Here is a 20,207-nt window from a genome sequence, read left to right as displayed (position 1 = left end):
CATGTCCCAGCACACGCCGACCGTCGCCGTGATCGGCGCCGGCCCCGCCGGTCTGTCCGCCGCCTACCATCTGCGCGACCGGGCCCGGATCACCGTCTTCGAGCGCGAGGACCGTCCCGGCGGCCACGCCAACACCGTGGAGGTCGAGGAGAGCGGGCACGTGCTCGGCCTGGACACGGCGTTCATCGTCTGCAACCGGCGCTTCTACCCGCAGCTGACCGCGTTCTTCGACCAGCTCGGCGTCGACACCGTCCCGCATCCGGGCGGCTTCACCTTCTTCGACCTGGACAGCGGGCTGGAGTACGGCACCGAGGAGCTGGAACTCGACGAGGGCGCGATCGAGGCGCGCTACGCGGCCGAGTACCCCGGGTTCCCGGACGTCTGGCGGGAGGTGCGCCGCTTCCACGAGGAGAGCCGGCGGGACTTCGTCCGCGGCCGCGCCGACATGTCGATGGGCGACTACCTCGACCAGGGCGGATACAGCGAGGAGTTCCGCCACTCGTATCTGATCCTGCTCTGCTCCGCCGTCTGGTCGGTGCCGGCCGAGCTGGTCTGGGAGATGCCGGCGGCCACGGTCATCGCGTTCTTCGTGGGCCACGACGAGGGCGGCCTCGGCGGCCGGCGGGTGGACTGGCGCACGGTGGGCGGCGGTTCGATCTCCTACGTGCGCAAGGCGCTCGCGGCGATCGGCCCCGACCTCAGGGTGTCCTCGCCGGTCACCGCCGTACGCCAGGAGGCGGACGGGGTCACCGTGACCACCGCCGCCGGCTCCGAGCGGTTCGACCACGCGGTGCTGGCCACGCACGCGGACGAGGCGTTCGCCCTGCTGCAGAACCCCACGAGCGCCCAGCGGGCCGCCCTGGAGGGCGTCCGCTACAGCAGGTCGCGCGTGACGCTGCACACCGACCCGACGCTGATGCCCGGCGACGCCGGGAGCTGGCGGGCCTGGAACTACGGCAAGGTCCAGGTGGACGGCGCGACCCGCTGCTTCGTCACCTACTACCTGAACCGGCTGCAGGACTTCGAGGCCGAGCGGGACTACTTCGTCACCCTCGACCCGCCCCGCCCCCTCGACCCGGAGACGGTCATCCGCGAGTTCGACTACACCCATCCGGTCATCGACATGGCGCTGCGCGAGCGGCAGTCCGTGATCTACGGCGCCAACGAGGGCACCCGGGTCAAGCTGGCCGGGTCGTACTTCCACTCCAAGCAGCTGGGCGCGGACCTGATCGGCTCCCACGAGGCCGCGTTCTCGGCCGGGGCGGAGGCCGCGGCCGAGATCCTGCGCGAGCTGTCCTGACCCGTCTCAGTGCTCGGTGTGCCGGCGCGCCGACTCGTTCTCCTGGGCCATGCGCCTGAGCGCCAGCAGCGCGGGCTCCAGGAGGACGGTCAGCAGCAGTGCGTGCTCGGCCAGCTCCAACGGGTCCTCGATGCCGTCCAGTTGGTCGAGATCGAGGACCGCGGTGCGCTCCGCGAGACGGGCGTACGGCAGCAAGGTGCGCCAGTCCCGCGGGACGCCCAGCGAGCGCAGCGAGGCCAGGGTCTCGGCGAGTGCGGCGCGGGCGGGCGCCGACTCGTGCACGTCCCAGCCCAACTCCTTGACCAGGGCGTCGACTTCGGACGCCTCCGGGGCCTGCTCGGCGGGCTCCTCGGCCAGCCGGATCGCGCCGAGGGCGAGGCCCAGGGTGAGGTGGGTGTCGCCGGTGTGCTGGTCCAGGACGTCGAGGAGGTCCCTGGTGGTGCTGACGGACAGCCCGCGCACACCGGTCAGCGCGCGGATCAGGCGCAGGCGGCGCAGGTGCTGCTCGTCGTACTCGGCCTGGGTGGCGGCGGTCTGCCGGCCGGCCGGAAGCAGGCCCTCACGGAGGTAGTACTTGATCGTCGTGACGGAGACGCCGCTGCGGCGGCTCAGTTCGGAGATACGCATCGGATCGGCTCCGCTCTTGAAAACTGGATACCTCTACTGTCTAACATAGATAGTAGAGGTATCCAATTTGGGTCCCTCCTCCTCGTCCTGCCTCTGAACCGAGAAGGCCGCAGCCATGCCGACCCTGCCCTGGACCACCGTCAACAAGCCCGCGCCGGATGCCGAGGCGTTCGTCATGGCGTCCCGTCTGGAGGTCCGCTCCCTCAAGGACGTACCGCGCTTCTTCCTGAAGTCCCTGGCCGCCTGGAGGCAGGTCTCCGGCGCGCCCGGAGCCTACGGCGCCTCGCTCATCGCCGAACCCTTCAAGCGCACCTTCTGGACGCTGTCCGCCTGGCAGGACAAGGACGCGCTCTACACGTACGCGCGGACCGAGCCGCACAAGTCGATCATGACCGGTCTGCGGCCCACGATGAAGCAGTCGGTCTTCACGTTCTGGCAGGTCCCGGCGGCGGACCTGCCCATCGACTGGTCGGACGCCAAGCGCCGGCTGGCCGAGCAGGACACCCACGCCTGACCCCCCGCTCACCCTCATCAGGAGACCCCCGTCATGACGCTGTCCGAAGAAAACCCGGTCCTCGACGATCCGGTCGTCGACGACCCGGGGCGCACGGGTCGGCGCGTTCCGCTCTGGCTCGCGATCGTCGCCTGCAGCGTGCCCATGTTCATGGTCGCGCTCGACAACCTGGTCGTCTCCACGGCCCTGCACACGCTGGCCGTCGACCTGCAGGCCGACACCCAGGAACTCCAGTGGTTCGTCAACGCCTACGTCCTCAGCTTCGCCTGCCTGCTGATGACGGGTGCCGCGCTCGGTGACCGGTTCGGCCGCCGGCGGGTGTTCGTGCTCGGCATCGTCGTGTTCACGCTGGCCTCCGCGGGCTGCGGACTGGCCGACACCAGCGCCCAGCTGATCACCTACCGCGCGATCCAGGGCTTCGGCGCGGCGGCCGTGATGCCGCTGTCGCTGACCCTGCTCTCCCAGGCCGTGCCGGACCGGATGCGCGGGCTGGCGCTGGGCCTGTGGTCGGGGATCAGCGGCCTGGCCGTCGCGATGGGCCCGGTGGTCGGCGGTGCGGTGGTCGACGGGCTGGACTGGCGATGGATCTTCTGGATCAACGTGCCGGTGGGCGTCGTCGCCGTCCCGCTCATCCTGCTGACGCTGCGCGAGAGCTCGCTGCCGGGGATCCGCCTCGACCTGGTCGGCATGCTGCTGGCCGCGGCCGGACTGTGCGCGGTGGTGTGGGGCATCGTGCACGGCGACACGGACGGCTGGAGTTCGGCGAAGGTGCTGGGTGCGTTCGCGGGGGGTGCCGTGCTGCTGGCCGTGTTCGTGCTGTGGGAGGCGAGGGCCGCGCAGCCGATGCTGCCCCTGTCGTTCTACCGGATACGGGCCTTCACCCTCACCAACCTCGTCTCCGCCGCGATGTACTTCGGCGTCTTCGGCTCGCTCTTCCTGCTCGCCCAGTACCTCCAGATCGTGCCCCCGCGGACCCCGCTGGAGGCCGGTGTGCGCACCCTGGCCTGGACGCTGATGCCGATGTTCGTCGCCCCCGTCGCCGGTGTGCTCACGAACAAGGTCGGCGGCGGCCGCCTGATGGCGCTCGGTCTGTTCCTGCAGGGGGTGGGCCTCGGCTGGATCAACCTGGTCGCGGACACCGACACCGCTTACTCGTCGCTGGTCGGCCCGATGATCGTCGCGGGCATCGGCATGGGCTTCGTGTTCGCTCCCACGGCCGCGGTGGTGCTCGCCTCGGTCGCCAAGGAGCACGCGGGCAAGGCCTCCGGCGCGAACACCACGGTCCGCGAGATCGGCGGGGCGCTCGGCATCGCCGTCCTCAGCACGGTGTTCGTGGCGCACGGCAGCACCCGCGGCCCGCAGGAGTTCGTCGACGGCCTGCACCCCGCGGTGTGGGTCGGCGTCGCCGTGGTCCTCGTCGGCGCCCTGTGCGCCCTGGGCATTCCGCGCCCGCGGAACACGGCGTCCGAGGAGGCGTGAACGCCTGAGACGCGTGCGGTCCGGCCGACCCGCTACGGGGGCCGGACCTCACGCGTCTCCGTAGGCCTCGCCGCCCAGCTCGAACCCGGCCGAGCCCGCCGTCACATCGGCCAGCCACCCGCGGAACGCGTCCACGTCGGCGTCCGGCAGACCGATCTCGATGGTGACGGCCTCGTCGTAGCGGACGTCCCGGACCTCGCGGCCGGTGGCGCGCAGATCGTTCTGGATCTTGCCGGCGCGCTGGTGGTCGACGGTCACCGTGGCCAGCCGGAAGCGGCGCCGGGTGAGCGTGCCGACCTCGTCCAGGGCCTCGCCGACCGCTCCGCCGTAGGCCCGGATGAGCCCGCCCGCGCCGAGCTTCACGCCGCCGTAGTACCGGGTGACAACGGCGACGACGTACCGCATGTCGCGGCGCAGCAGCATCTGCAGCATCGGGACTCCGGCGGTGCCGCCCGGTTCGCCGTCGTCGCTGGCCTTCTGCACGGACGCGTCGGCGCCGATGACGTACGCCCAGCAGTTGTGCGTGGCGTCGGCGTGCTCCTTGCGGACGGCCGCGATGAACTCCTGGGCCTCCTGCTCGGTGGCCGCGGGCGCGAGGGCGCACAGGAAACGGGAGCGGTTGATCTCGGTCTCGTGCACGCCCGCGCGGGCTACGGTGCGGTACTCGTCCTGCATCCCGTCAGCCTATGCGAGCGCCGGGCTACCCCTTCTCCTTCCGTCCGCGCGGGACGATGAACGACGTCAGCAGGGCGGTGCCCGGGGCCAGGGCCGGCCAGCCGGTGGCGCGCCAGGTCAGTACGGCGATCGCGGAGGTCGGGAACTTCGCGCGGACCTGCTCGACCGTGTCCTCCAGACCGTCCCCGGCCAGCTCCAGGACCAGCTCCTCCAACCCCGGGTTGTGCCCGACCAGCAGCAGCGTCTCCACCTCGCGCGGCGCCTCGCGCACGACCTCCAGCAGATCCGGTACGTCCGCCCCGTACAGCCTGCGGTCGTAGCGCACCGGCGGCGGCGTGCCCCACTGGGCGGAGGCCAGCTCCCAGGTGCGGCGGGCGCGTACGGCGGTGGAGCACAGGGCGAGGTCCGGCAGGCAGTCGGCCTCGGCGAGGGCGCGCCCGGCGGCCGGGGCGTCCCGCAGGCCGCGCGCCGCGAGCGGACGCCGGTGGTCCTCGACGCCCTCGGGCCAGGCGGACTTGGCGTGCCGCAGGACGACCAGCCGGCGCAGCGGGCCCATGCCCGCCCGCTCGATCATGCGAGGCTCCCGAGGTCACGGGCGAGGTCGAGGGCGAGCAGGCGGTCCGCGTACACATACGTCTCGAACCGCGCGCCGTCGGCCACGCCCGGCGCGCTCTCGAGATCCCGCAGCACAGCCAGCACCCCAGGCAGATCGAGATCGTCCTCCCACGCGGCCCGCAACCGCACCCGCACCGCATCGGGCACCGGCCGCGAGGGCTGCCGCGCCCACCCGGCAACGGCCCGCCGCCAGCGGGCGAGACGCTGCGCCGCCTCCCCGAGCCGGTCGTCATCCAGCCGCGCCGCGGTGTTCCGGGGGACGGAGAGAAGGGCGAGGCGGAGGGCGGTGGGATCGGCGAGGAGAGCGGGGAGGGCGGAGAGATCGAGAGGGGGCTGGTCGCCTGGCGAGCGGGGTGCGGGGGCCTCCCCGGCCGTGGGGGTGTCGGCCGTGCGCAGAGGCTCCGCACTGCCGAGCGGCGCCGTCCATACCGCCGGGGCGACCGTCAGCAGGGGGCCCTCGCTCGGCATGGGCGCGGTGTTCTCGGCCACCACGTGGATCACCTGGGCCTCGCCCAGCCCGGACGCGAGGTCGCGGCCGTCCTCGAAGGGGCGGATGGCGAGGGTGGTCGCGGCCGTGCGGAGTTCGGCGTGCCGACGGGGTGCGGTGAGGATCGTCCAGACGGGGGTGCCGCCGAGTTCCAGGGCGCGGACCAGGACGTCGGCGGTGAGCAGGACCCGCAGGGCCGTCAGGTCCAGGCCGGAGGCATAGGCCTCGATGCGGGTCAGGCCACGCCGGGCGGGCGCGGCGGCGACGGGCTCACCGGTTCGGGCGTCGAGGATGCGCAGCACGGCCCGAGCGTAGGCGTGCGGAGGGCCGTGCGCAGGCACCTTGCGCCGATTCCGGTCACCGTGGCGGGGTTTCCGGGGGAATCACCACCTGATGGGCACTGTTGCCCCGACGACAGTTCCCCGCAGCCCGAGGAGGCCGCCGTGTACGGCGACGAAGCGACGATCCGCAGGATTCTTACCGAGCTGGGTGACACCTGGGCCGTGGTCGGCCTGTCCGCCAACCAACGGCGGGCCGCGTACGGCGTGGCGCAGGTGCTGCAGCGCTACGGCAAGCGGATCGTGCCGGTGCACCCCAAGGCGGAGACGGTGCACGGCGAGCCGGGCTACGCCTCCCTCGCGGACATCCCCTTCGAGGTCGACGTCGTCGACGTCTTCGTCAACAGCGAGCTGGCCGGGGCGGTCGCCGACGAAGCCGTGGCCAAGGGCGCGAAGGCGGTCTGGTTCCAGCTCGGAGTCGTCGACGAGGCCGCCCACGAACGGGCCCAAGCCGCCGGTCTTGACATGGTCATGGACCGCTGCCCGGCGATCGAAATTCCCCTTCTGAGCTGACCTGTCTCACCTTCTTCTCACAATTCACAGCTGAATATTGACATTCGAGTCACCCTCTGACCTGTGTGAATGCCGAGCCCAAGAGGGGCAAGATCCAAGGTCAAGACTTCACCAAGGCTCTTTTGTCGGCACGGAAAGCGGCCCTACGGTGTGGCGCTGTTGTTCGTTAAGCCTGTGTTAAACGATCTGAGAGGCCACTTGACATGGTGAAAGTCGACCATGCAGCGCCCATAACCACGAAGGACCACGGCGGTCTGCGCCGTGACGTCGGCCTGATCGGTCTGATGTGGGCCTCCGTGGGCTCCATCATCGGCTCCGGCTGGCTGTTCGGCGCCGAGAAGGCGGTCGTGGTGGCGGGCCCCGCGGCGATCATCTCGTGGGTGATCGGCGCGGTGGCCATCGTGCTGCTGGCGCTGGTGCACGCGGAGCTGGGCGGCATGTTCCCGGTCGCCGGCGGCACCGCCCGCTACCCGCACTACGCCTTCGGCGGCCTGGCCGGCATGTCGTTCGGCTGGTTCTCCTGGCTCCAGGCGGCCACCGTGGCGCCGATCGAGGTCGAGGCCATGATCGGCTACGCCAAGCACTGGAGCTGGGCCGACGGGCTGCAGCGCACCGACGGAACGCTCACCGCCAGCGGCATCATCACCGCGGTGGTCCTCATGGCGGTCTTCGTCGCGGTCAACTTCCTGGGCGTCCGTGTCCTCGCCCACACCAACAGCGCCGCCACCTGGTGGAAGATCGCCGTCCCGCTCGCCGCGATCTTCGTCATCGCCATCGGCAACTTCCACCCGGGCAACTTCACCTCCGAGGGCTTCGCGCCGTTCGGCGCCAAGGGCATCCTCGGCGCGATCAGCTCCAGCGGCATCATCTTCGCGCTGCTCGGCTTCGAGCAGGCGATCCAGCTGGCCGGCGAGAGCCGCAACCCGAAGCGTGACCTGCCCCGCGCGACCCTCGGTTCGGTCGCGATCGGCTCGGTGATCTACATCCTGCTCCAGGTCGTGTTCATCGTCGCGCTGCCGCACAGCTCCTTCGCGCACGGCTGGGGCAAGCTCGACTTCCCCGGCATCAGCGGCCCCTGGGCGGGTCTGGCCACGCTGGTGGGCCTCGGCTGGCTGAGCCTCGTCCTGTACGCCGACGCGATCATCTCCCCCGGCGGCACCGGCCTGATCTACACCACCGCCACCTCCCGCATCTCCTACGGCCTGGCCAAGAACGGCTACGCGCCGAAGCTGTTCGCCAAGACGGACTCGCGCGGTGTGCCGTGGTTCGGCCTCATCGTCTCCTTCGTCACCGGCGTGATCTGCTTCCTGCCGTTCCCCAGCTGGCAGGAGCTGGTCAGCTTCATCACCTCGGCGAGCGTGCTGATGTACGCGGGCGCGCCGCTGGCGTACGGCGTCTTCGCCGACCGTCTGCCGCACCACGAGCGCCCGTACCGGCTGCCCTTCGGCAAGTTCGTCGCGCCGCTGTCCTTCGTGGTCGCCAACCTGATCATCTTCTGGTCCGGCTGGGACACCCTGTGGCGGCTCGGCTTCGCGATCCTGATCGGCTACGTGCTGCTCGGCTCCTACGCCGCGTACGCGATCCGCAAGAACCTGCCCGACGCGCCCCGGCTGGACTTCAAGGCCGCGCAGTGGCTGCCCGCCTACCTGATCGGCCTGGGCGCGATCTCCTGGTTCGGCAGCTTCGGCGGCAACGGCACCATCCCGCTGTGGTGGGACATCCTCGTCATCGCGGTCTTCTCCCTCGCCATCTACTACTGGGCCAAGGCCACCGCGTCGAAGCCCGAGGCGATCGAGCGCAGCATCGAGGAGGTCGTGGTCACCGACGCTCCGGCGCACTGACCCCGCACCTCACCGGGTGTCCCGTCGGCCGCGGCAACTCCGCCGTGGCTGACGGGACACCGTCATAATGCGGGGGTGACACACCCTTCCCCCCACCCCAACTCCGCGCCCGAGGAACGCCGTACGGTCGTCGTCGTGGGCGCCGGGCCCGCCGGGCTCACCGTGGGCACGATCCTGCGGGACGCCTCCGTCGACTGTGTGGTCCTGGAGACCGAGAGCCGGCAGTTCATCGAGACCCGGCCGAGAGCCGGCGTGATCGAGGAATGGGCGGTCCGCGAACTCGCCCGGCGCGGCCTGGGCAAGAACCTGCTGGAGCGGGCCCAGGTGCACGACACCTGCGAGTTCCGCTTCGTCGGCGAGCGGTACCGGTTCCCGTACGGCGACCTGACGGGTCACCACCACTACGTCTACCCGCAGCCGTTGCTGGTGACCGACCTGGTGCGGGAGTACGCCGACGTGCGCGGCGGCGACATCCGCTTCGGCGTGCGCGACGTACGGCTGCACGACCTGGACTCGGACCGGCCCGCGGTGTCGTACCTGTGCCCCCAGACCGGTGAACGGCGGCTGCTGCGCTGCGACTTCGTCGCGGGCTGCGACGGGGCACGCGGGGTGACCCGGGACGCGATCCCGCCGGAGCGGGCGCGGATCGCGCGGCAGGACGACGGCATCGGCTGGCTGGCCCTGCTCGCCGAGGCCCCGCCCTCCTCCGACTGCGTCCTGTTCGGCGTCCACCCGAACGGCTTCGCCGGACACATGGCCCGCAGCCCCGAGGTCACCCGCTACTACCTGCAGTGCCCGCCCGGCGACGATCCGGAGAACTGGCCGCACGACCGGGTCTGGGCCGAGCTGCGCACCCGCCTCGGCGCGGCCGGCGCACCACCGCTGACGGAGGGCCGGCTGATCGAGAAGCGGGTGCTGGACATGCACCACTACGTCGTCGAACCCCTCGTCCACGGGCGGCTGTTGCTGGCCGGGGACGCCGGTCATCTCACGGCGCCGATCGCGGCCAAGGGCATGAACCTCGCCCTGCACGACGCGTTCCTGCTCGGCGACGCGCTCGCCGGGTACGTCACCCGGGGCGACGGGAGCGGCCTGGACGGCTACTCGGAGGCGTCGTTGCGGCGGGTGTGGGACTACCAGGAGTTCTCGCAGTGGCTGTCGGACATCTACCACGGGGTCGCCTCGGGTGACCCCTTCCGGGCCGGCACCACACTCGCCCGGCTGCGCCGCCTGTTCACCTCACCCGCCGCCGCGGCGGCCTTCGCCGAGCAGTACCTGGGCTCGGCCGCGGTGTTCTGAGCAGGCGCCGACATGGTGCGGAGCACGCGCCGGCGCGGCTCCGAGCAGGTCCTGGGGCGGCTCAGCGCTCCGATGTGGTGGCCTTCTCGGCGAGGCGGTGGTCGGCCACCTTCAGCGCCTCGTCGACCAGGCGGCGCAGATGGCCGTCGCGCAGCGCGTAGACCACACGGCGGCCCTCCTTGCGGGTGCTCACCAGGCCCGCGAGGCGCAGCCGGGCCAGGTGCTGGCTGACGGCGGGGCGGGCGGCGCCGCATGCCTCGGTGAGCGTGGTGACGTCGGCCTCGCCAGACGTCAGGGCGTGCAGCAGGGTGAGGCGGGTGCGGTCGCCGAGCAGGGCGAGGAGTTCGGCGGCCACCACGAACTGCTCGTCGCCCGGGGAACGCGGCTGCGCATGATGCGCAGGTGATAGGTGCATGCGTGCGCTCATACGCACATAATGGCTCCATGGGCGCCGCGCGTCCATTCCCGCCCACCGGAAGGGGATCCCCGTGAGCGACCGGCACCCGCACGGGCCTGGCCAGGATTCTCATGGCCACCACCACGACCATGCCCACCCCCACGCCCACCCGCATGGCCATGCACACCCCTCCCCCGGCCTGCGCCACCGCCTTACCCATCTCCTCACCCCGCACTCGCACGAGACCGCCGACAAGCTCGACCCCGCCCTGGAGTCCTCGGCGCGCGGCATGCGCGCGCTGTGGGTGTCGCTGGGCGTGCTCGGGGCGACCGCGCTGGCGCAGGCCGTGGTGGTGGCCCTCTCCGGGTCCGTGGCGCTGCTCGGGGACACCGTGCACAACGCGGCCGACGCGCTGACCGCCGTCCCGCTGGGCATCGCCTTCGTGCTGGGGCGGCGTGCGGCGACCCGGCGGTTCACCTACGGGTACGGGCGGGCCGAGGATCTCGCGGGGCTGGCGATCGTGCTGACCATCGCCGCCTCCGCCGCGTTCGCGGCCTGGGCGGCCGTCGGGCGGCTGCTCGACCCGCGCCCGGTGGAGCATCTGCCGGCGGTCGCGGTGGCCGCGCTGGTCGGGTTCGTGGGCAACGAGTGGGTGGCCCGGTACCGGATCCGGGTGGGCCGGGAGATCGGCTCGGCCGCGCTGGTCGCCGACGGGCTGCACGCCCGGACCGACGGGTTCACCTCCCTGGCCGTGCTGCTGGGGGCCGGCGGCGCGGCCGTCGGCTGGCAACTGGCCGACCCGCTCGTCGGGTTGGCGATCACCGCCGCGATCACCCTGGTACTGCGGGACGCGGCGCGGGAGGTGTTCCGGCGGGTGATGGACGCCGTCGACCCGGCGCTGGTGGACCGGGCCGAGCGGGCGGTGCGCGCGGTGCCGGGCGTGCGCGAGGTGGGCGAGCTGCGGCTGCGGTGGATCGGGCACCGGCTGCGGGCCGAGCTGGCGGTCGTGGTGGACGGCGAGGTGTCGGTCCGCGAGGCACACGCGATCGCCGTCGAGGCCGAACACGCCCTGCTGCACGCCGTACCGAGGCTCACTGCCGCCCTGGTGCACGCCGACCCGGCACCGGTACCGGGCGAGACGGACCCGCATCTGGCGCTCGCCCATCATCTGACCGCCTGAGTTCGGGCGGCCCCGAGGTTCAGGCGACCCTGAAGTTCAGGCGACCCCGAGCCCTTCGAGCACCACCGCGCCGGGCAGCTCCGCGAACGCCTTGCCCGGGACCAGCAGCTTGCCGCGGCGGCGCCCGCTGCCGACCAGGACGTAGGGCAGGTCGACCACGGCCGCGTCCACCAACACGGGCCAGTCGGCGGGCAGTCCGACCGGGGTGATGCCGCCGTACTCCATGCCGGTCTCGCCGGTCGCGGTGTCCATCGCGGCGAACGACGCCTTGCGGGCGCCGAGTTGGCGGCGCACCACGCCGTTCACGTCGACCCGGGTGGTGGAGAGCACCACGCACGCCGCGAGGGTGGTATCGCCGCCCCGCTTGCCGGCGACCACCACGCAGTTCGCCGACCGCTCCAGCAGGTCGCGGCCGTAGTGCTCGACGAAGACGGCCGTGTCGGCCCAGCGCGGGTCGGTGTCGACGTAGAGGATCCGGTCGGCGGGGACGCCGCCGCCCTGCCAGTGGCGTACGGCGTCGGCGACCGGGGCGGTCAGTTCGTCCAGGCAGTCGGGGGCGGGGGTGGCGGTGTCGAAGTCTCCGATGGGTGCGCGCATGTCCGCACGCTAGCAAGGCCCGCCCGCCTGCCTCACCCGCGTCTCAGTGCACGGGCGGCACCGAGACCGCCATGACCATCTCCATCGGTACGTCGCCGGTGTTGCCGTACACATGCGGGGTGTTGGCCTCGAACGAGGCGCTCGCGCCGGCCGGGACGCGGTACTCCTCGCCGTCCACGGTGAGCGTCAGCTCGCCCGCGGTGACATGGACCAGCTCGACCGTGCCGCCGGGGTGCGGCTCGGAGGGGCTGCGCTCGCCCGGCATCAGCCGCCAGTCCCACATCTCCAGCGGTCCGGGCGCCTCGGTGCCGGCCAGGAGCCGGTTGTAGCTGCCGGCTTCGGTGTGCCACAGCCGTACGGCCCGTTCGGCGGGGACGATGCGGACCTTAGGACCCTGCTCGTAGTCGAGGAGGGTCGTGACGCTGACGCCGAGCGCGTCGCCGATCTTGACGACGGTGCCGATGCTCGGGTTGGTGCGGGCCTGCTCGATCTGGATGAGCATGCCGCGGCTGACACCGGCCCGGGCGGCGAGCACGTCCAGGGTGAAGCCGCGCACCGCGCGCCAGTGCTTGACGTTGCGCGCCAGGGACTGGGTCAGGAGTTCGAGGTCCGACACGTTCCGTCCAAGGGTTCACTATTGGGTTCAATATTTTGTATGGCAGAGTTCAATAAACCGAACTACGGTGGGGTGCACCAGGTCGTTCACCAAACTGTACTGCGAGGCACCAGTGACAGCGTTCTTCGCCCTGACCACCAGCCTCCTGTGGGGCCTGGCCGACTTCGGCGGCGGGCTGCTGACCCGACGGACGCCCGCACTGACGGTGGTGGTCGTCTCCCAGGCGATCGCGGCGGTGGTGCTGGGCGTGATCGTGGTGGCGACCGGCGGCTGGAGCGAGGCGGGCCCACGGCTGTGGTTCGCGGTCGCGGCCGGTCTGGCCGGCCCGTTGGCCGTGTTCTCCTTCTACAAGGCCCTCGCGCTGGGCCCGATGGGCGTGGTCTCCCCGCTGGCCACGCTCAGTGTGGCCGTCCCGGTCGGTGTGGGCCTGGTCCTGGGCGAGCGCCCCGGGGCCCTGCAGGTCGCGGGCATCGCGGTCGCCGTCACCGGTGTCGTCCTCGCGGGCGGCCCCCAGCTGCGGGGCGCGCCCGTGCAGCGGCTGACGATCCTGCTCACGCTGGTCGCGGCGCTGGGCTTCGGCACGGTGTTCGCCCTGATCACGGAGGCCTCGACCAACGTCACCGGCCTGTTCCTGTCGCTGTTCGCGCAGCGCGTGACGAGCGTCGCCGCGGGCGGCGCGGCCCTGTACGCATCGGTCCGGCGGGGCACCCCAGCCCTGCCCGAGGGCGGCCTGCCGCGGGCCTCGCTGCCGGCGCTGGCCTTCGTCGGCCTCGCGGACGTGGCGGCCAACGGCACCTACGCGGTCGCCGCCCAGCACGGCCCGGTCACCGTGGCGGCGGTGCTCGCCTCCCTCTACCCGGTGGTCACCGCGCTGGCCGCCCGCGGCTTCCTCAGCGAGCGGCTGCGCGCGATCCAGGCCGCGGGAGCGGGGCTCGCCCTGCTCGGGACGCTGCTGCTGGCGACCGGCTGAGTCAGCCGTCGGCCTCCAGGCGGGCCAGCCGTTCCACACCCTCCTCGTCGAGGTCGGCGAGCGCACGCAACTGCTCCGGCGTGACCCCTTCCGGGAGCGGTACCGGCGCGGGGGTGCGCAGGGGCGGCTGCCAGCCGTCGTCGGGGGTCCAGCGCCGTACCACCCGGGCGGGCGCCCCCGCCACCACGGCGTGGTCGGGCACCGTCCCCCGCACCACGGCGCCGGCCGCCACGACCACGTTCCGGCCGATCCGCGCCCCCGGCAGGATCACGGCACCGGTGCCGATCCAGCAGCCCGGGCCGATCTCCACCGGCTCCATGCGCGGCCACTGCCTGCCGATGGGCTCGTGCGGGTCGTCGTAGGAGTGATTGGTGGAGGTGACGTAGACGTACGGCCCGAAGTAGCAGTCGCTGCCGATCGTGACCGTGGTGTCGGCGATGACATGGCTGCCACGGCCGAGGACGACTCCGTCGCCGATGCGCAGGATCGGGTCCGGGCCGAGGTCCAGGTCCGGCATCAGGCCGGCGGTGAGGGTGACCTGCTCGGCGATGATGCAGTGGGATCCGAGGTGGATCCAGGGCTCGCCGAAGACGGTGCCGAGCGGGAAGGCCAGGCGGGTGGCTTCGCCGATCGAGCCGAAGTTCAGCCGGCCGGGGTTCTCGGCCGTCACCGATCCTGTGCGCTGGACCCATGACCAGGCCGCGTGGACGGCGCGTTGCGCTGCGCGGGCTCGCCAGGATGAGAACGTGTTCTTGCGCTTCGGCACGGGGTCACGTTACTCAGCGGTTGCCTTCAGCGAGAGGGCGGGCTGCTGTGATCTTTGCCCTACTCCATGTCGTACCGTGCGTCGTACTACGGACATGAGGAGACGGTGATGACGCAGCAGGCGCTGATCGTGGGTATCGGGGGCAAGGAGCCTCAGGTCGATCCGGGGGTGTTCGTGGCCCCTACGGCCTCTGTGATCGGGGACGTGACGCTGCGTGCGGGGGCCAGTGTCTGGTACGGCGCGGTTCTGCGGGGCGACGTCGAGAAGATCGAGGTCGGTGCGAGCAGCAATGTGCAGGACAACGTCACGCTGCACGCGGATCCCGGGTTTCCGGTGAGCGTCGGTGAGCGGGTTTCCATCGGGCACAACGCTGTGGTGCATGGGGCCACCGTGGAAGACGACTGCCTTGTCGGGATGGGGGCGACCGTTCTCAATGGCGCTGTGATCGGGGCGGGGTCGCTTGTTGCTGCTCAGGCCTTGGTGCCGCAGGGGATGGTTGTGCCGCCTGGGTCGCTGGTGGCGGGGGTGCCGGCGAAGGTTCGGCGGGAGCTGTCGGAGGAGGAGCGGCAGGGAGTGACCCTCAACGGCACCATGTATGCGGAGTTGGCCAAGGCGCATCGCGGGGTGCATGAGTAGGTCGGATCTACTCCCCGGCGCTTACGGGTTCTGCCTCTCGCTGTTCCGTCTGGACCTTCTTCGCCCTGCGCTTGATGAGCAGCAAGGACGTCAGGCCGATCAGGACCGCTGCTGCCAGGCCCAGGTACGAGAAGCGCTTGAGCCAGTCCTCGGCCACGACGCCGACGTAGTAGATGACGGCCGTGGTGCCGCCCGCCCAGCAGATGCCGCCCAGGACGTTGGCGGTCAGGAACTTCCAGTACGGCATGTGGAGGACGCCCGCGAGAGGGCCGGCGAAGATGCGCAGGAGGGCGACGAAGCGGCCGAAGAAGACGGCCCACATGCCCCACTTCTCGAAGGAGCGCTCCGCGGTGGCGACGTGGCCCTCGCTGAAGTGTCTCGGGAACTTCCTGCCCAGCCAGGCCAGCAGGGGGCGTCCGCCCTTGCGGCCGATCGCGTAGCCGATGGAGTCCCCGATGACGGCACCGGCGGTCGCGCACGCGCCGAGGACGATCGGGTTGATGCCGGAGTGCTGGGAGGACATGAGCGCGGCCGAGACCAGGACGATCTCGCCCGGCAGCGGGATGCCCAGGCTCTCCAGACCGATCACCAGGGCCACCACGGCGTAGACGGCGGCCGGGGGCACCGTGTCGAGCCATTCCTGGACGTGCACCGCCGGGTCCTCCCCTGTCGCCTTCCTGGTCTTCCGGGGCGCGGCTTGCGCGGCACGCCCCATGGGAAGGCTACCTGGTCGGCGGTGAACGGCGGCTCCCGCGGACACCCGGCGGCACCGTCCCGCCCTCACTCCTTCGGTTTTCGGACATCCAGGTGTCACACGGGAGGGGAAGGCTCTCCGCGGTCTCGCCGCCCCGCTTCCCCCAGGTCCCCCGCGAGGGGGCCCGATGCGGAAGGACGACGTCCCCGTGTCCTCAATGTCCCCGCTGTCCCCCCTGATATCCCCGATGTCTTCGCTCTCCCCGCCCGCCTCCGCTGTCGCGGCCGTCTCGCCCGTATCACCTGTCTCGTCTGTCTCGTCTGTCTCTCCCTCGTGTCCTGGGCCCGACGGGCCGGTGCGCCGGGGCTCCCTCATGGCTGCCCGGCCGGTGCGGCTCGCCCTGTGTCTGGCTCCCCTGCTGCTCGCCGCCGGCTGGGCGCTGGCCAACCGGCCCGTGGCGTACGAGGGGGCCGCGCGGCTGCTCGCGGCCGACCCGTGGTGGCTGCTGGCCGGGGTGGGGCTCACCTGTCTGAACTGGGTGGCGGCCTCCTGCGCCCGGCAGGGTGCGCTGCCCGACCGGCTGCCGGCCCGGCTCCTGCTGGCCTCGCAGTTCGCCGCCGGTGCCGCGAACCACGCGCTGCCGGCCGGCCTCGGCGCACACGCCGTCACGCTGCGGTTCCTGCGTACCCGAGGGGTGCCGCTGCAACGGGCGACCGCCTCGATCGGCCTGTACTCGCTGGCCAAGTCCGGTGCGAAGACCCTGGTGCTGCTGGCCTTCCTGGCCGCGTCGCCCGCCTGGCGGCGGCTCGGGGACCTGGTACCGGACGGGCGACTGCTGGTGCCCCTGGCCGCCGTCGCGGGCGGTGTGCTCGCCGTGGCGGGGGTGCTGCTGACGGTCGCAGGGCCGTTGCGGCGCCCGGTGACGGGGCTGGTGCGCTCCGCCCTCGCCGATGCGCGGGAGGTGCACGGCCGGCCCTGCCGGGTGCTGGCCCTGTGGGGCGGGGCTGCCGCGATGCCCCTGCTGCAGGGGGGTGTGCTGGTCTGTGTGGGGGCGTCGCTCGGCCTCGGGCTGCCCTGGGAGCAGGTGGTCCTCGCCTATCTGGCGGCCGGTACCGCCGTCGGGGCCGTACCGTCGCCCGGTGGTCTGGCGGTGGACGCGGCGCTGGTGTGGACGCTGGTCGCGTTCGGCGCCGAGCCGGCGGCGGCCACCGCGACCGTGATCGGCTACCGGGTGCTGACCGACTGGCTGCCGCTGGTGCCGGGCGCCCTGGTGCTGTCGGCGCTGATCCGCGCCAAGGTGTTGTGAGCGCCGGTGCGTTGTGAGCACCGAGGCGCGATGGGCCCGGCGTCGTGAGCCCCGTGCGGTGAGCCCAGCGTCGTAAGCGCCGTGCGGTGAGCCCAGCGTCGTAAGCGCCGTGCGGTGAGCACGGTGCGGCGAGCACGGTGCGGCGAGCCCGGTGTCGTGAGCCCCGTGCGGCGAGCCCGATGTCGTAAGCCCCGTGCGGCGAGCCCGGCATCGTAAGCCCGATGTCGCGAGCCCGGCGTCGTAAGCCCGATGTCGTAAGCCCGATGTCGTAAGCCCGGTCACTCGCGGCGGGCGACCAGGCGGTAGGCGTTGGACAGGCCGAGGGGGTGGGACAGCGGCCGTAGCGCGAAGCGGTCGAGGAGGGTGGCCGTGAGCAGGGCCGGGACGCCCGCGAGGAGGAGGGCGGTGCGCAGGGCGCGGCGGAGGGCGCCGGTGGGTTCGGGCAGCCAGGGTGCGTCGTCGCGTGGGGCGAGGTGGTCCAGGGCCAGCCAGACGGCGGCGAGCAGGTCGACCGGGTCGTGCGGCTCGGCGTGCTGCTCGGCGACCACCGTGAAGCCGAGTTCGGTCAGCCGTCGGCGCAGGTTGGCGACGGGCATGAAGTGCAGGTGCTGCGGCTGGAGCCAGGGCAGCCACCAGCGGCCGAGGAGGCGGGCGTACCGGCTCTGCGGGTCCGGTACCTCGATCAGCAGGTGGCCGCCGGGGCGTACGACTTCGTGGGCGGCGCGGAGTTCACGGTCGGGGTCGGTACTGTGCTCCAGGTAGTGGAACATGCTCACCACGTCGTAGCGGGCCGCGAGTTCGGGTGCGAGGTCGGGGAAGGCGCCGCGGTAGGCGTGCTCCACGCGGCCCTCACGGGCGGCGAGTTCGACGCCGTCGGTGAAGTCGAGACCGTCGAAGGAGGTGCCGGGCAGGACGGTACGGGCGGCCTCGCAGAAGTGGCCGTGGCCGGTGCCGACGTCTAGCCAGTTCTTCGCGGTGGGGTCGTGCGGCGCCATCGCCTGCGCGCGGTCCCGGTACATCGCGGTGCGGCCGCCGAAGGTGCCGCTCATACGCTGTTCACCGAGGCCGTCGTAGAAGTCGCGGTAGTAGAACTCCAGCCCTGCGTCGGTCAGTTGCGGGTTCTGGAAGAGATGTCCGCAGTCCGTGCAGGCGTCGAGGGTGAAGTGGCCGGGCTTGTGCTGGAGCAGGTCGGTGGTGTGCAGGCGGGGCGTCAGGCGGCTCGACTCGCACCAGGGGCAGGTGGTGCGGCGGGGCGCGAAGAAGCGTTCCGTGCCGTCGGCGAGGTCGGCCTGGTAGGCGGGGCGCAGGGCGGCGATGCGCTCGCTCTTGTCACTGTGGTCGCTCATCGGCTCTCCGTTGTCCCTCCGCTGCTTCCTACGGCCAGTCGTTCGAGGTGGGTGGCGGCCGCGCGGGCTCCGCCCGCCGCACGGAACGCCGTGCGGACGCGCATGGCGGCGGCCCGGTACGCGCGGTCGTGCAGGACGGTGTCGAGGGCCGCGCCAAGGCGGGGTGCGGTGACCCGGCCGAACCGGACGCGGACACCGGCGCCCGCGTCCACGACCTGGGCGGCCACCACGGGCTGGTCGTCGCGGATGGGCGCCACGACGAGCGGCACGCCGTGCCAGAGCGCCTCGCACACCGTGTTGTGTCCGGCATGGCAGACGACCGCGTCCATCCGTTCCAGCAGCGGGAGTTGGGGCACGGACCGCAGAACCAGCACGTCCTTGTCGGCGAGGTCGGCGGGCAGGGTGGCGCCCGGATCCACCAGCACCGACTGCACCCGGTCGGCGCGTTCGCGCAGCGCGCTGCGGCACTCCGCGAGGAAGCGGCCCCCGGCGTCGGCATTGGCGGTGCCCAGGGTCACCAGGACCTTCGCCCGGCCGGGGTCCAGCCGGTCCCAGGGGAAGCCGGGCCCGCCGGGGCGGTCGTCGAGGGACGGGCCGACGTAGTGGATCCGCCGCCCCAACGGCGCCTGGGGGCCGATGAGTTCGGGCGTGCTGAAGACGAGCAGCAGGTGGGGCGAGTAGCGCGGGTCGGCGGTGCCGGCCGGGTCGCCGATCCTGGCGCGCAGCTCGGCCAGGCGCTGCCGCAGCCACTCGGCGACCTTGGGCATACCGTCGTAGGCGCCGGTGAACTCGGCCGAGGTGGTGGCGGAGGTCGCCCAGGGCAGGCCGAGCCGTTCGGCCACCAGGGCACCGGCGAAGGCCTGCTGGTCGGCGACGACCACGTCGGGGCGGAACCGCTCGACGGCCGAGCGGACGCCCGCCGCCATCGCGTCGGCGAGCGGCACCAGATACCACTCCCACAGGAACTTCAGCGCCTCCGCACCCCGCAGGTCGGGCGGTCGTACGGCACCGTCGGCACCCGGCACCGGGCCCGCGCAGGCGAACACCTCCGCGTCCTCGCCCGCGAGCCGGCGCACCAGCGCCGGGTCGGCGCACGCCCAGGCGACGCGGTGTCCGCGCGCGGCGAGCCGGGCGGCGACGCCGACGGCCGGGTTGACGTGCCCGACCAGGGGCGGGACGACGAACAGGAACCCGCTCACCGGACCCCCGCCCGCGCGCCGCCGACGGAGTGGATCAGGTCCAGGATGTGTCCGCCGACGGCCGGGGCCGCCTCGACCAGCACCGAGTGCTCGTGCCCGGGCAGCACGACCGGCCGGAAGTCCGTGAGCAGCTCCTCCTGCAGCGGCACCAGGTCCACCAGGTCCGAGTCGCCGCCGTAGACGCCGAGGACCGGGCAGCGTACGGCCCTGATCTGCTCCTCGGTCAGCACCCGGCTGGCGGGGATGTCCCGGCCGAGGGTGGTCTCGCGGGCGAGCCGGGCCGCGCCCTTGGCCAGGCGGGCGGTGTTGTGGCCGCGGTTCGCGGCGATCCAGGCGAGGGCGTCGGGCTCGTTGTGCGCGAGTTCGGTCAGCACCTGGCGCAGGATGCCGCCCAGTTTCACCGCCCAGGCGGCGGTCGCGGGTTCGGACTCGATCAGGGTGAGGCTGGCCGTGCGGCCGGGGTGGCGGGCCGCGTGGCCGAAGGCGATGGTGCCGCCGTAGGAGTTGCCGACGAGGTGCACGGGCCCGGTGATCCCCAGCCGGTCGAGGAGTGCCTCCAGGTCGTCGATGTTGTGGTCGAGGGTGTACCCGTCCGGCGGGCGTTCGCTGCGGCCGTGTCCGCGCAGGTCGTACATGACGACGTCGAGGCCGGCCGCCGCGAAGGCGGGGGCGACGGTGAAGTAGTAGCTGGCCAGGCTGTCGGTGAGCAGCCCGTGCACGAGGACGACCGTGGCGTGCGGGGTACGGCCGTCGGCGGGCCCCATCCGCTGGACGTGCAGGCGGATTCCGCCGGCGTCGATCATCGCCATGGC

22 protein-coding genes are annotated in these 20,207 nt (G+C 72.4%); 10 read left to right on the top strand and 12 right to left on the bottom strand.

Annotated features, from left to right (window positions below; translation table 11 throughout):
- Window position 1: 1 nt before the first annotated feature.
- Window positions 2-1,300 carry an NAD(P)/FAD-dependent oxidoreductase gene (locus CRP49_RS28665; protein ID WP_097255952.1) on the top strand — a complete coding sequence of 433 codons (1,299 nt, stop codon included), beginning with the start codon at window positions 2-4 and terminating at the stop codon, window positions 1,298-1,300.
- A gap of 6 nt (window positions 1,301-1,306) precedes the next feature.
- On the opposite strand, the gene CRP49_RS28660 is transcribed toward CRP49_RS28665, so the two are convergent.
- The gene (locus CRP49_RS28660) at window positions 1,307-1,927 is read right to left on the bottom strand and encodes a MerR family transcriptional regulator (RefSeq protein ID WP_097255951.1); all 621 of its coding nucleotides are present in this window, start codon (window positions 1,925-1,927) and stop codon (window positions 1,307-1,309) included.
- A gap of 115 nt (window positions 1,928-2,042) precedes the next feature.
- On the opposite strand from CRP49_RS28660, the gene CRP49_RS28655 reads away from it, so the two are divergent.
- Window positions 2,043-2,441, top strand: a complete 399-nt coding sequence (locus CRP49_RS28655; protein ID WP_097255950.1) for a DUF3291 domain-containing protein — start codon at window positions 2,043-2,045, stop codon at window positions 2,439-2,441.
- 33 nt (window positions 2,442-2,474) lie between these two features.
- On the top strand, window positions 2,475-3,920 hold the full coding sequence (locus CRP49_RS28650) for an MFS transporter (protein ID WP_097255949.1): 1,446 nt from the start codon (window positions 2,475-2,477) through the stop codon (window positions 3,918-3,920).
- Window positions 3,921-3,968: 48 nt separating this feature from the next.
- Here CRP49_RS28650 and CRP49_RS28645 read toward each other — a convergent pair whose 3' ends face one another.
- Genes CRP49_RS28645 through CRP49_RS28635 form a run of 3 tightly spaced genes read right to left on the bottom strand, consistent with a single transcriptional unit; the run spans window position 3,969 to window position 5,999 of the window.
- A complete protein-coding gene (locus tag CRP49_RS28645; protein WP_094219596.1) occupies window positions 3,969-4,595 on the bottom strand; it encodes a YigZ family protein in 627 nt (208 codons plus the stop codon).
- Between the two features lie 25 nt (window positions 4,596-4,620).
- Window positions 4,621-5,169 carry a histidine phosphatase family protein gene (locus CRP49_RS28640; RefSeq protein WP_097255948.1) on the bottom strand — a complete coding sequence of 183 codons (549 nt, stop codon included), beginning with the start codon at window positions 5,167-5,169 and terminating at the stop codon, window positions 4,621-4,623.
- A complete protein-coding gene (locus CRP49_RS28635; protein ID WP_097257580.1) occupies window positions 5,166-5,999 on the bottom strand; it encodes a hypothetical protein in 834 nt (277 codons plus the stop codon). Before CRP49_RS28635 ends, CRP49_RS28640 begins: the two co-directional genes overlap by 4 nt.
- Before the next feature lie 141 nt (window positions 6,000-6,140).
- Here CRP49_RS28635 and CRP49_RS28630 point away from each other — a divergent pair, with 141 nt between their 5' ends.
- The 3 genes from CRP49_RS28630 to CRP49_RS28620 all read left to right on the top strand — a co-directional run bounded on the left by CRP49_RS28630 (window position 6,141) and on the right by CRP49_RS28620 (window position 9,688).
- Window positions 6,141-6,548 (top strand): CoA-binding protein, encoded by a 408-nt coding sequence (locus CRP49_RS28630; RefSeq protein WP_097255947.1) that lies wholly within the window; start codon window positions 6,141-6,143, stop codon window positions 6,546-6,548.
- Between the two features lie 203 nt (window positions 6,549-6,751).
- A complete protein-coding gene (locus tag CRP49_RS28625) occupies window positions 6,752-8,389 on the top strand; it encodes an APC family permease (RefSeq protein ID WP_097255946.1) in 1,638 nt (545 codons plus the stop codon).
- 75 nt (window positions 8,390-8,464) lie between these two features.
- Window positions 8,465-9,688, top strand: coding sequence for a 4-hydroxybenzoate 3-monooxygenase (locus CRP49_RS28620; RefSeq protein WP_097255945.1), 1,224 nt, complete (start codon window positions 8,465-8,467; stop codon window positions 9,686-9,688).
- 61 nt (window positions 9,689-9,749) lie between these two features.
- Here the strand turns inward: CRP49_RS28620 and CRP49_RS28615 are convergent, their stop codons facing one another.
- The gene (locus CRP49_RS28615) at window positions 9,750-10,103 is read right to left on the bottom strand and encodes a metalloregulator ArsR/SmtB family transcription factor (protein ID WP_097257579.1); all 354 of its coding nucleotides are present in this window, start codon (window positions 10,101-10,103) and stop codon (window positions 9,750-9,752) included.
- A gap of 73 nt (window positions 10,104-10,176) precedes the next feature.
- Here CRP49_RS28615 and CRP49_RS28610 point away from each other — a divergent pair, with 73 nt between their 5' ends.
- Window positions 10,177-11,265, top strand: a complete 1,089-nt coding sequence (locus tag CRP49_RS28610; protein WP_097255944.1) for a cation diffusion facilitator family transporter — start codon at window positions 10,177-10,179, stop codon at window positions 11,263-11,265.
- 36 nt (window positions 11,266-11,301) lie between these two features.
- On the opposite strand, the gene CRP49_RS28605 is transcribed toward CRP49_RS28610, so the two are convergent.
- Window positions 11,302-11,862 (bottom strand): YbaK/EbsC family protein, encoded by a 561-nt coding sequence (locus CRP49_RS28605; protein WP_097255943.1) that lies wholly within the window; start codon window positions 11,860-11,862, stop codon window positions 11,302-11,304.
- A gap of 43 nt (window positions 11,863-11,905) precedes the next feature.
- On the bottom strand, window positions 11,906-12,478 hold the full coding sequence (locus CRP49_RS28600) for a helix-turn-helix domain-containing protein (RefSeq protein WP_067005762.1): 573 nt from the start codon (window positions 12,476-12,478) through the stop codon (window positions 11,906-11,908).
- A gap of 112 nt (window positions 12,479-12,590) precedes the next feature.
- On the opposite strand from CRP49_RS28600, the gene CRP49_RS28595 reads away from it, so the two are divergent.
- Complete coding sequence (locus tag CRP49_RS28595; RefSeq protein ID WP_097255942.1) at window positions 12,591-13,448, top strand: EamA family transporter; 858 nt, start codon at window positions 12,591-12,593, stop codon at window positions 13,446-13,448.
- A 1-nt stretch (window position 13,449) separates the two neighbouring features.
- Here the strand turns inward: CRP49_RS28595 and CRP49_RS28590 are convergent, their stop codons facing one another.
- Entirely contained in the window at window positions 13,450-14,214 is a 765-nt protein-coding gene (locus CRP49_RS28590) for an acyltransferase (RefSeq protein ID WP_097255941.1), read from the bottom strand.
- Window positions 14,215-14,322: 108 nt separating this feature from the next.
- On the opposite strand from CRP49_RS28590, the gene CRP49_RS28585 reads away from it, so the two are divergent.
- Window positions 14,323-14,850 carry a gamma carbonic anhydrase family protein gene (locus CRP49_RS28585; RefSeq protein ID WP_097255940.1) on the top strand — a complete coding sequence of 176 codons (528 nt, stop codon included), beginning with the start codon at window positions 14,323-14,325 and terminating at the stop codon, window positions 14,848-14,850.
- 7 nt (window positions 14,851-14,857) lie between these two features.
- On the opposite strand, the gene CRP49_RS28580 is transcribed toward CRP49_RS28585, so the two are convergent.
- Entirely contained in the window at window positions 14,858-15,502 is a 645-nt protein-coding gene (locus CRP49_RS28580) for a DedA family protein (protein WP_097255939.1), read from the bottom strand.
- Window positions 15,503-15,917: 415 nt separating this feature from the next.
- On the opposite strand from CRP49_RS28580, the gene CRP49_RS28575 reads away from it, so the two are divergent.
- Window positions 15,918-16,850: a lysylphosphatidylglycerol synthase transmembrane domain-containing protein gene (locus CRP49_RS28575; protein ID WP_101372834.1), complete on the top strand. Its 933-nt coding sequence runs from the start codon at window positions 15,918-15,920 to the stop codon at window positions 16,848-16,850.
- Window positions 16,851-17,128: 278 nt separating this feature from the next.
- Here CRP49_RS28575 and CRP49_RS28570 read toward each other — a convergent pair whose 3' ends face one another.
- Genes CRP49_RS28570 through CRP49_RS28560 form a run of 3 tightly spaced genes read right to left on the bottom strand, consistent with a single transcriptional unit; the run spans window position 17,129 to window position 20,204 of the window.
- Window positions 17,129-18,196 (bottom strand): class I SAM-dependent methyltransferase, encoded by a 1,068-nt coding sequence (locus tag CRP49_RS28570; RefSeq protein ID WP_179851776.1) that lies wholly within the window; start codon window positions 18,194-18,196, stop codon window positions 17,129-17,131.
- The gene (locus CRP49_RS28565; protein ID WP_097255938.1) at window positions 18,193-19,395 is read right to left on the bottom strand and encodes a glycosyltransferase; all 1,203 of its coding nucleotides are present in this window, start codon (window positions 19,393-19,395) and stop codon (window positions 18,193-18,195) included. The genes CRP49_RS28570 and CRP49_RS28565 overlap by 4 nt, the downstream gene beginning before the upstream one ends.
- Window positions 19,392-20,204 carry an alpha/beta fold hydrolase gene (locus tag CRP49_RS28560; RefSeq protein WP_097255937.1) on the bottom strand — a complete coding sequence of 271 codons (813 nt, stop codon included), beginning with the start codon at window positions 20,202-20,204 and terminating at the stop codon, window positions 19,392-19,394. Before CRP49_RS28560 ends, CRP49_RS28565 begins: the two co-directional genes overlap by 4 nt.
- Window positions 20,205-20,207 lie beyond the last annotated feature (3 nt).

The sequence above is a fragment of the Streptomyces sp. Ag109_G2-15 genome (genome assembly GCF_900215565.1).
Lineage (GTDB): Bacteria > Actinomycetota > Actinomycetes > Streptomycetales > Streptomycetaceae > Streptomyces > Streptomyces diastatochromogenes.
Note: the sequence above shows the minus strand (reverse complement) of the source record. Positions and strands in the feature narration are given on the sequence as shown.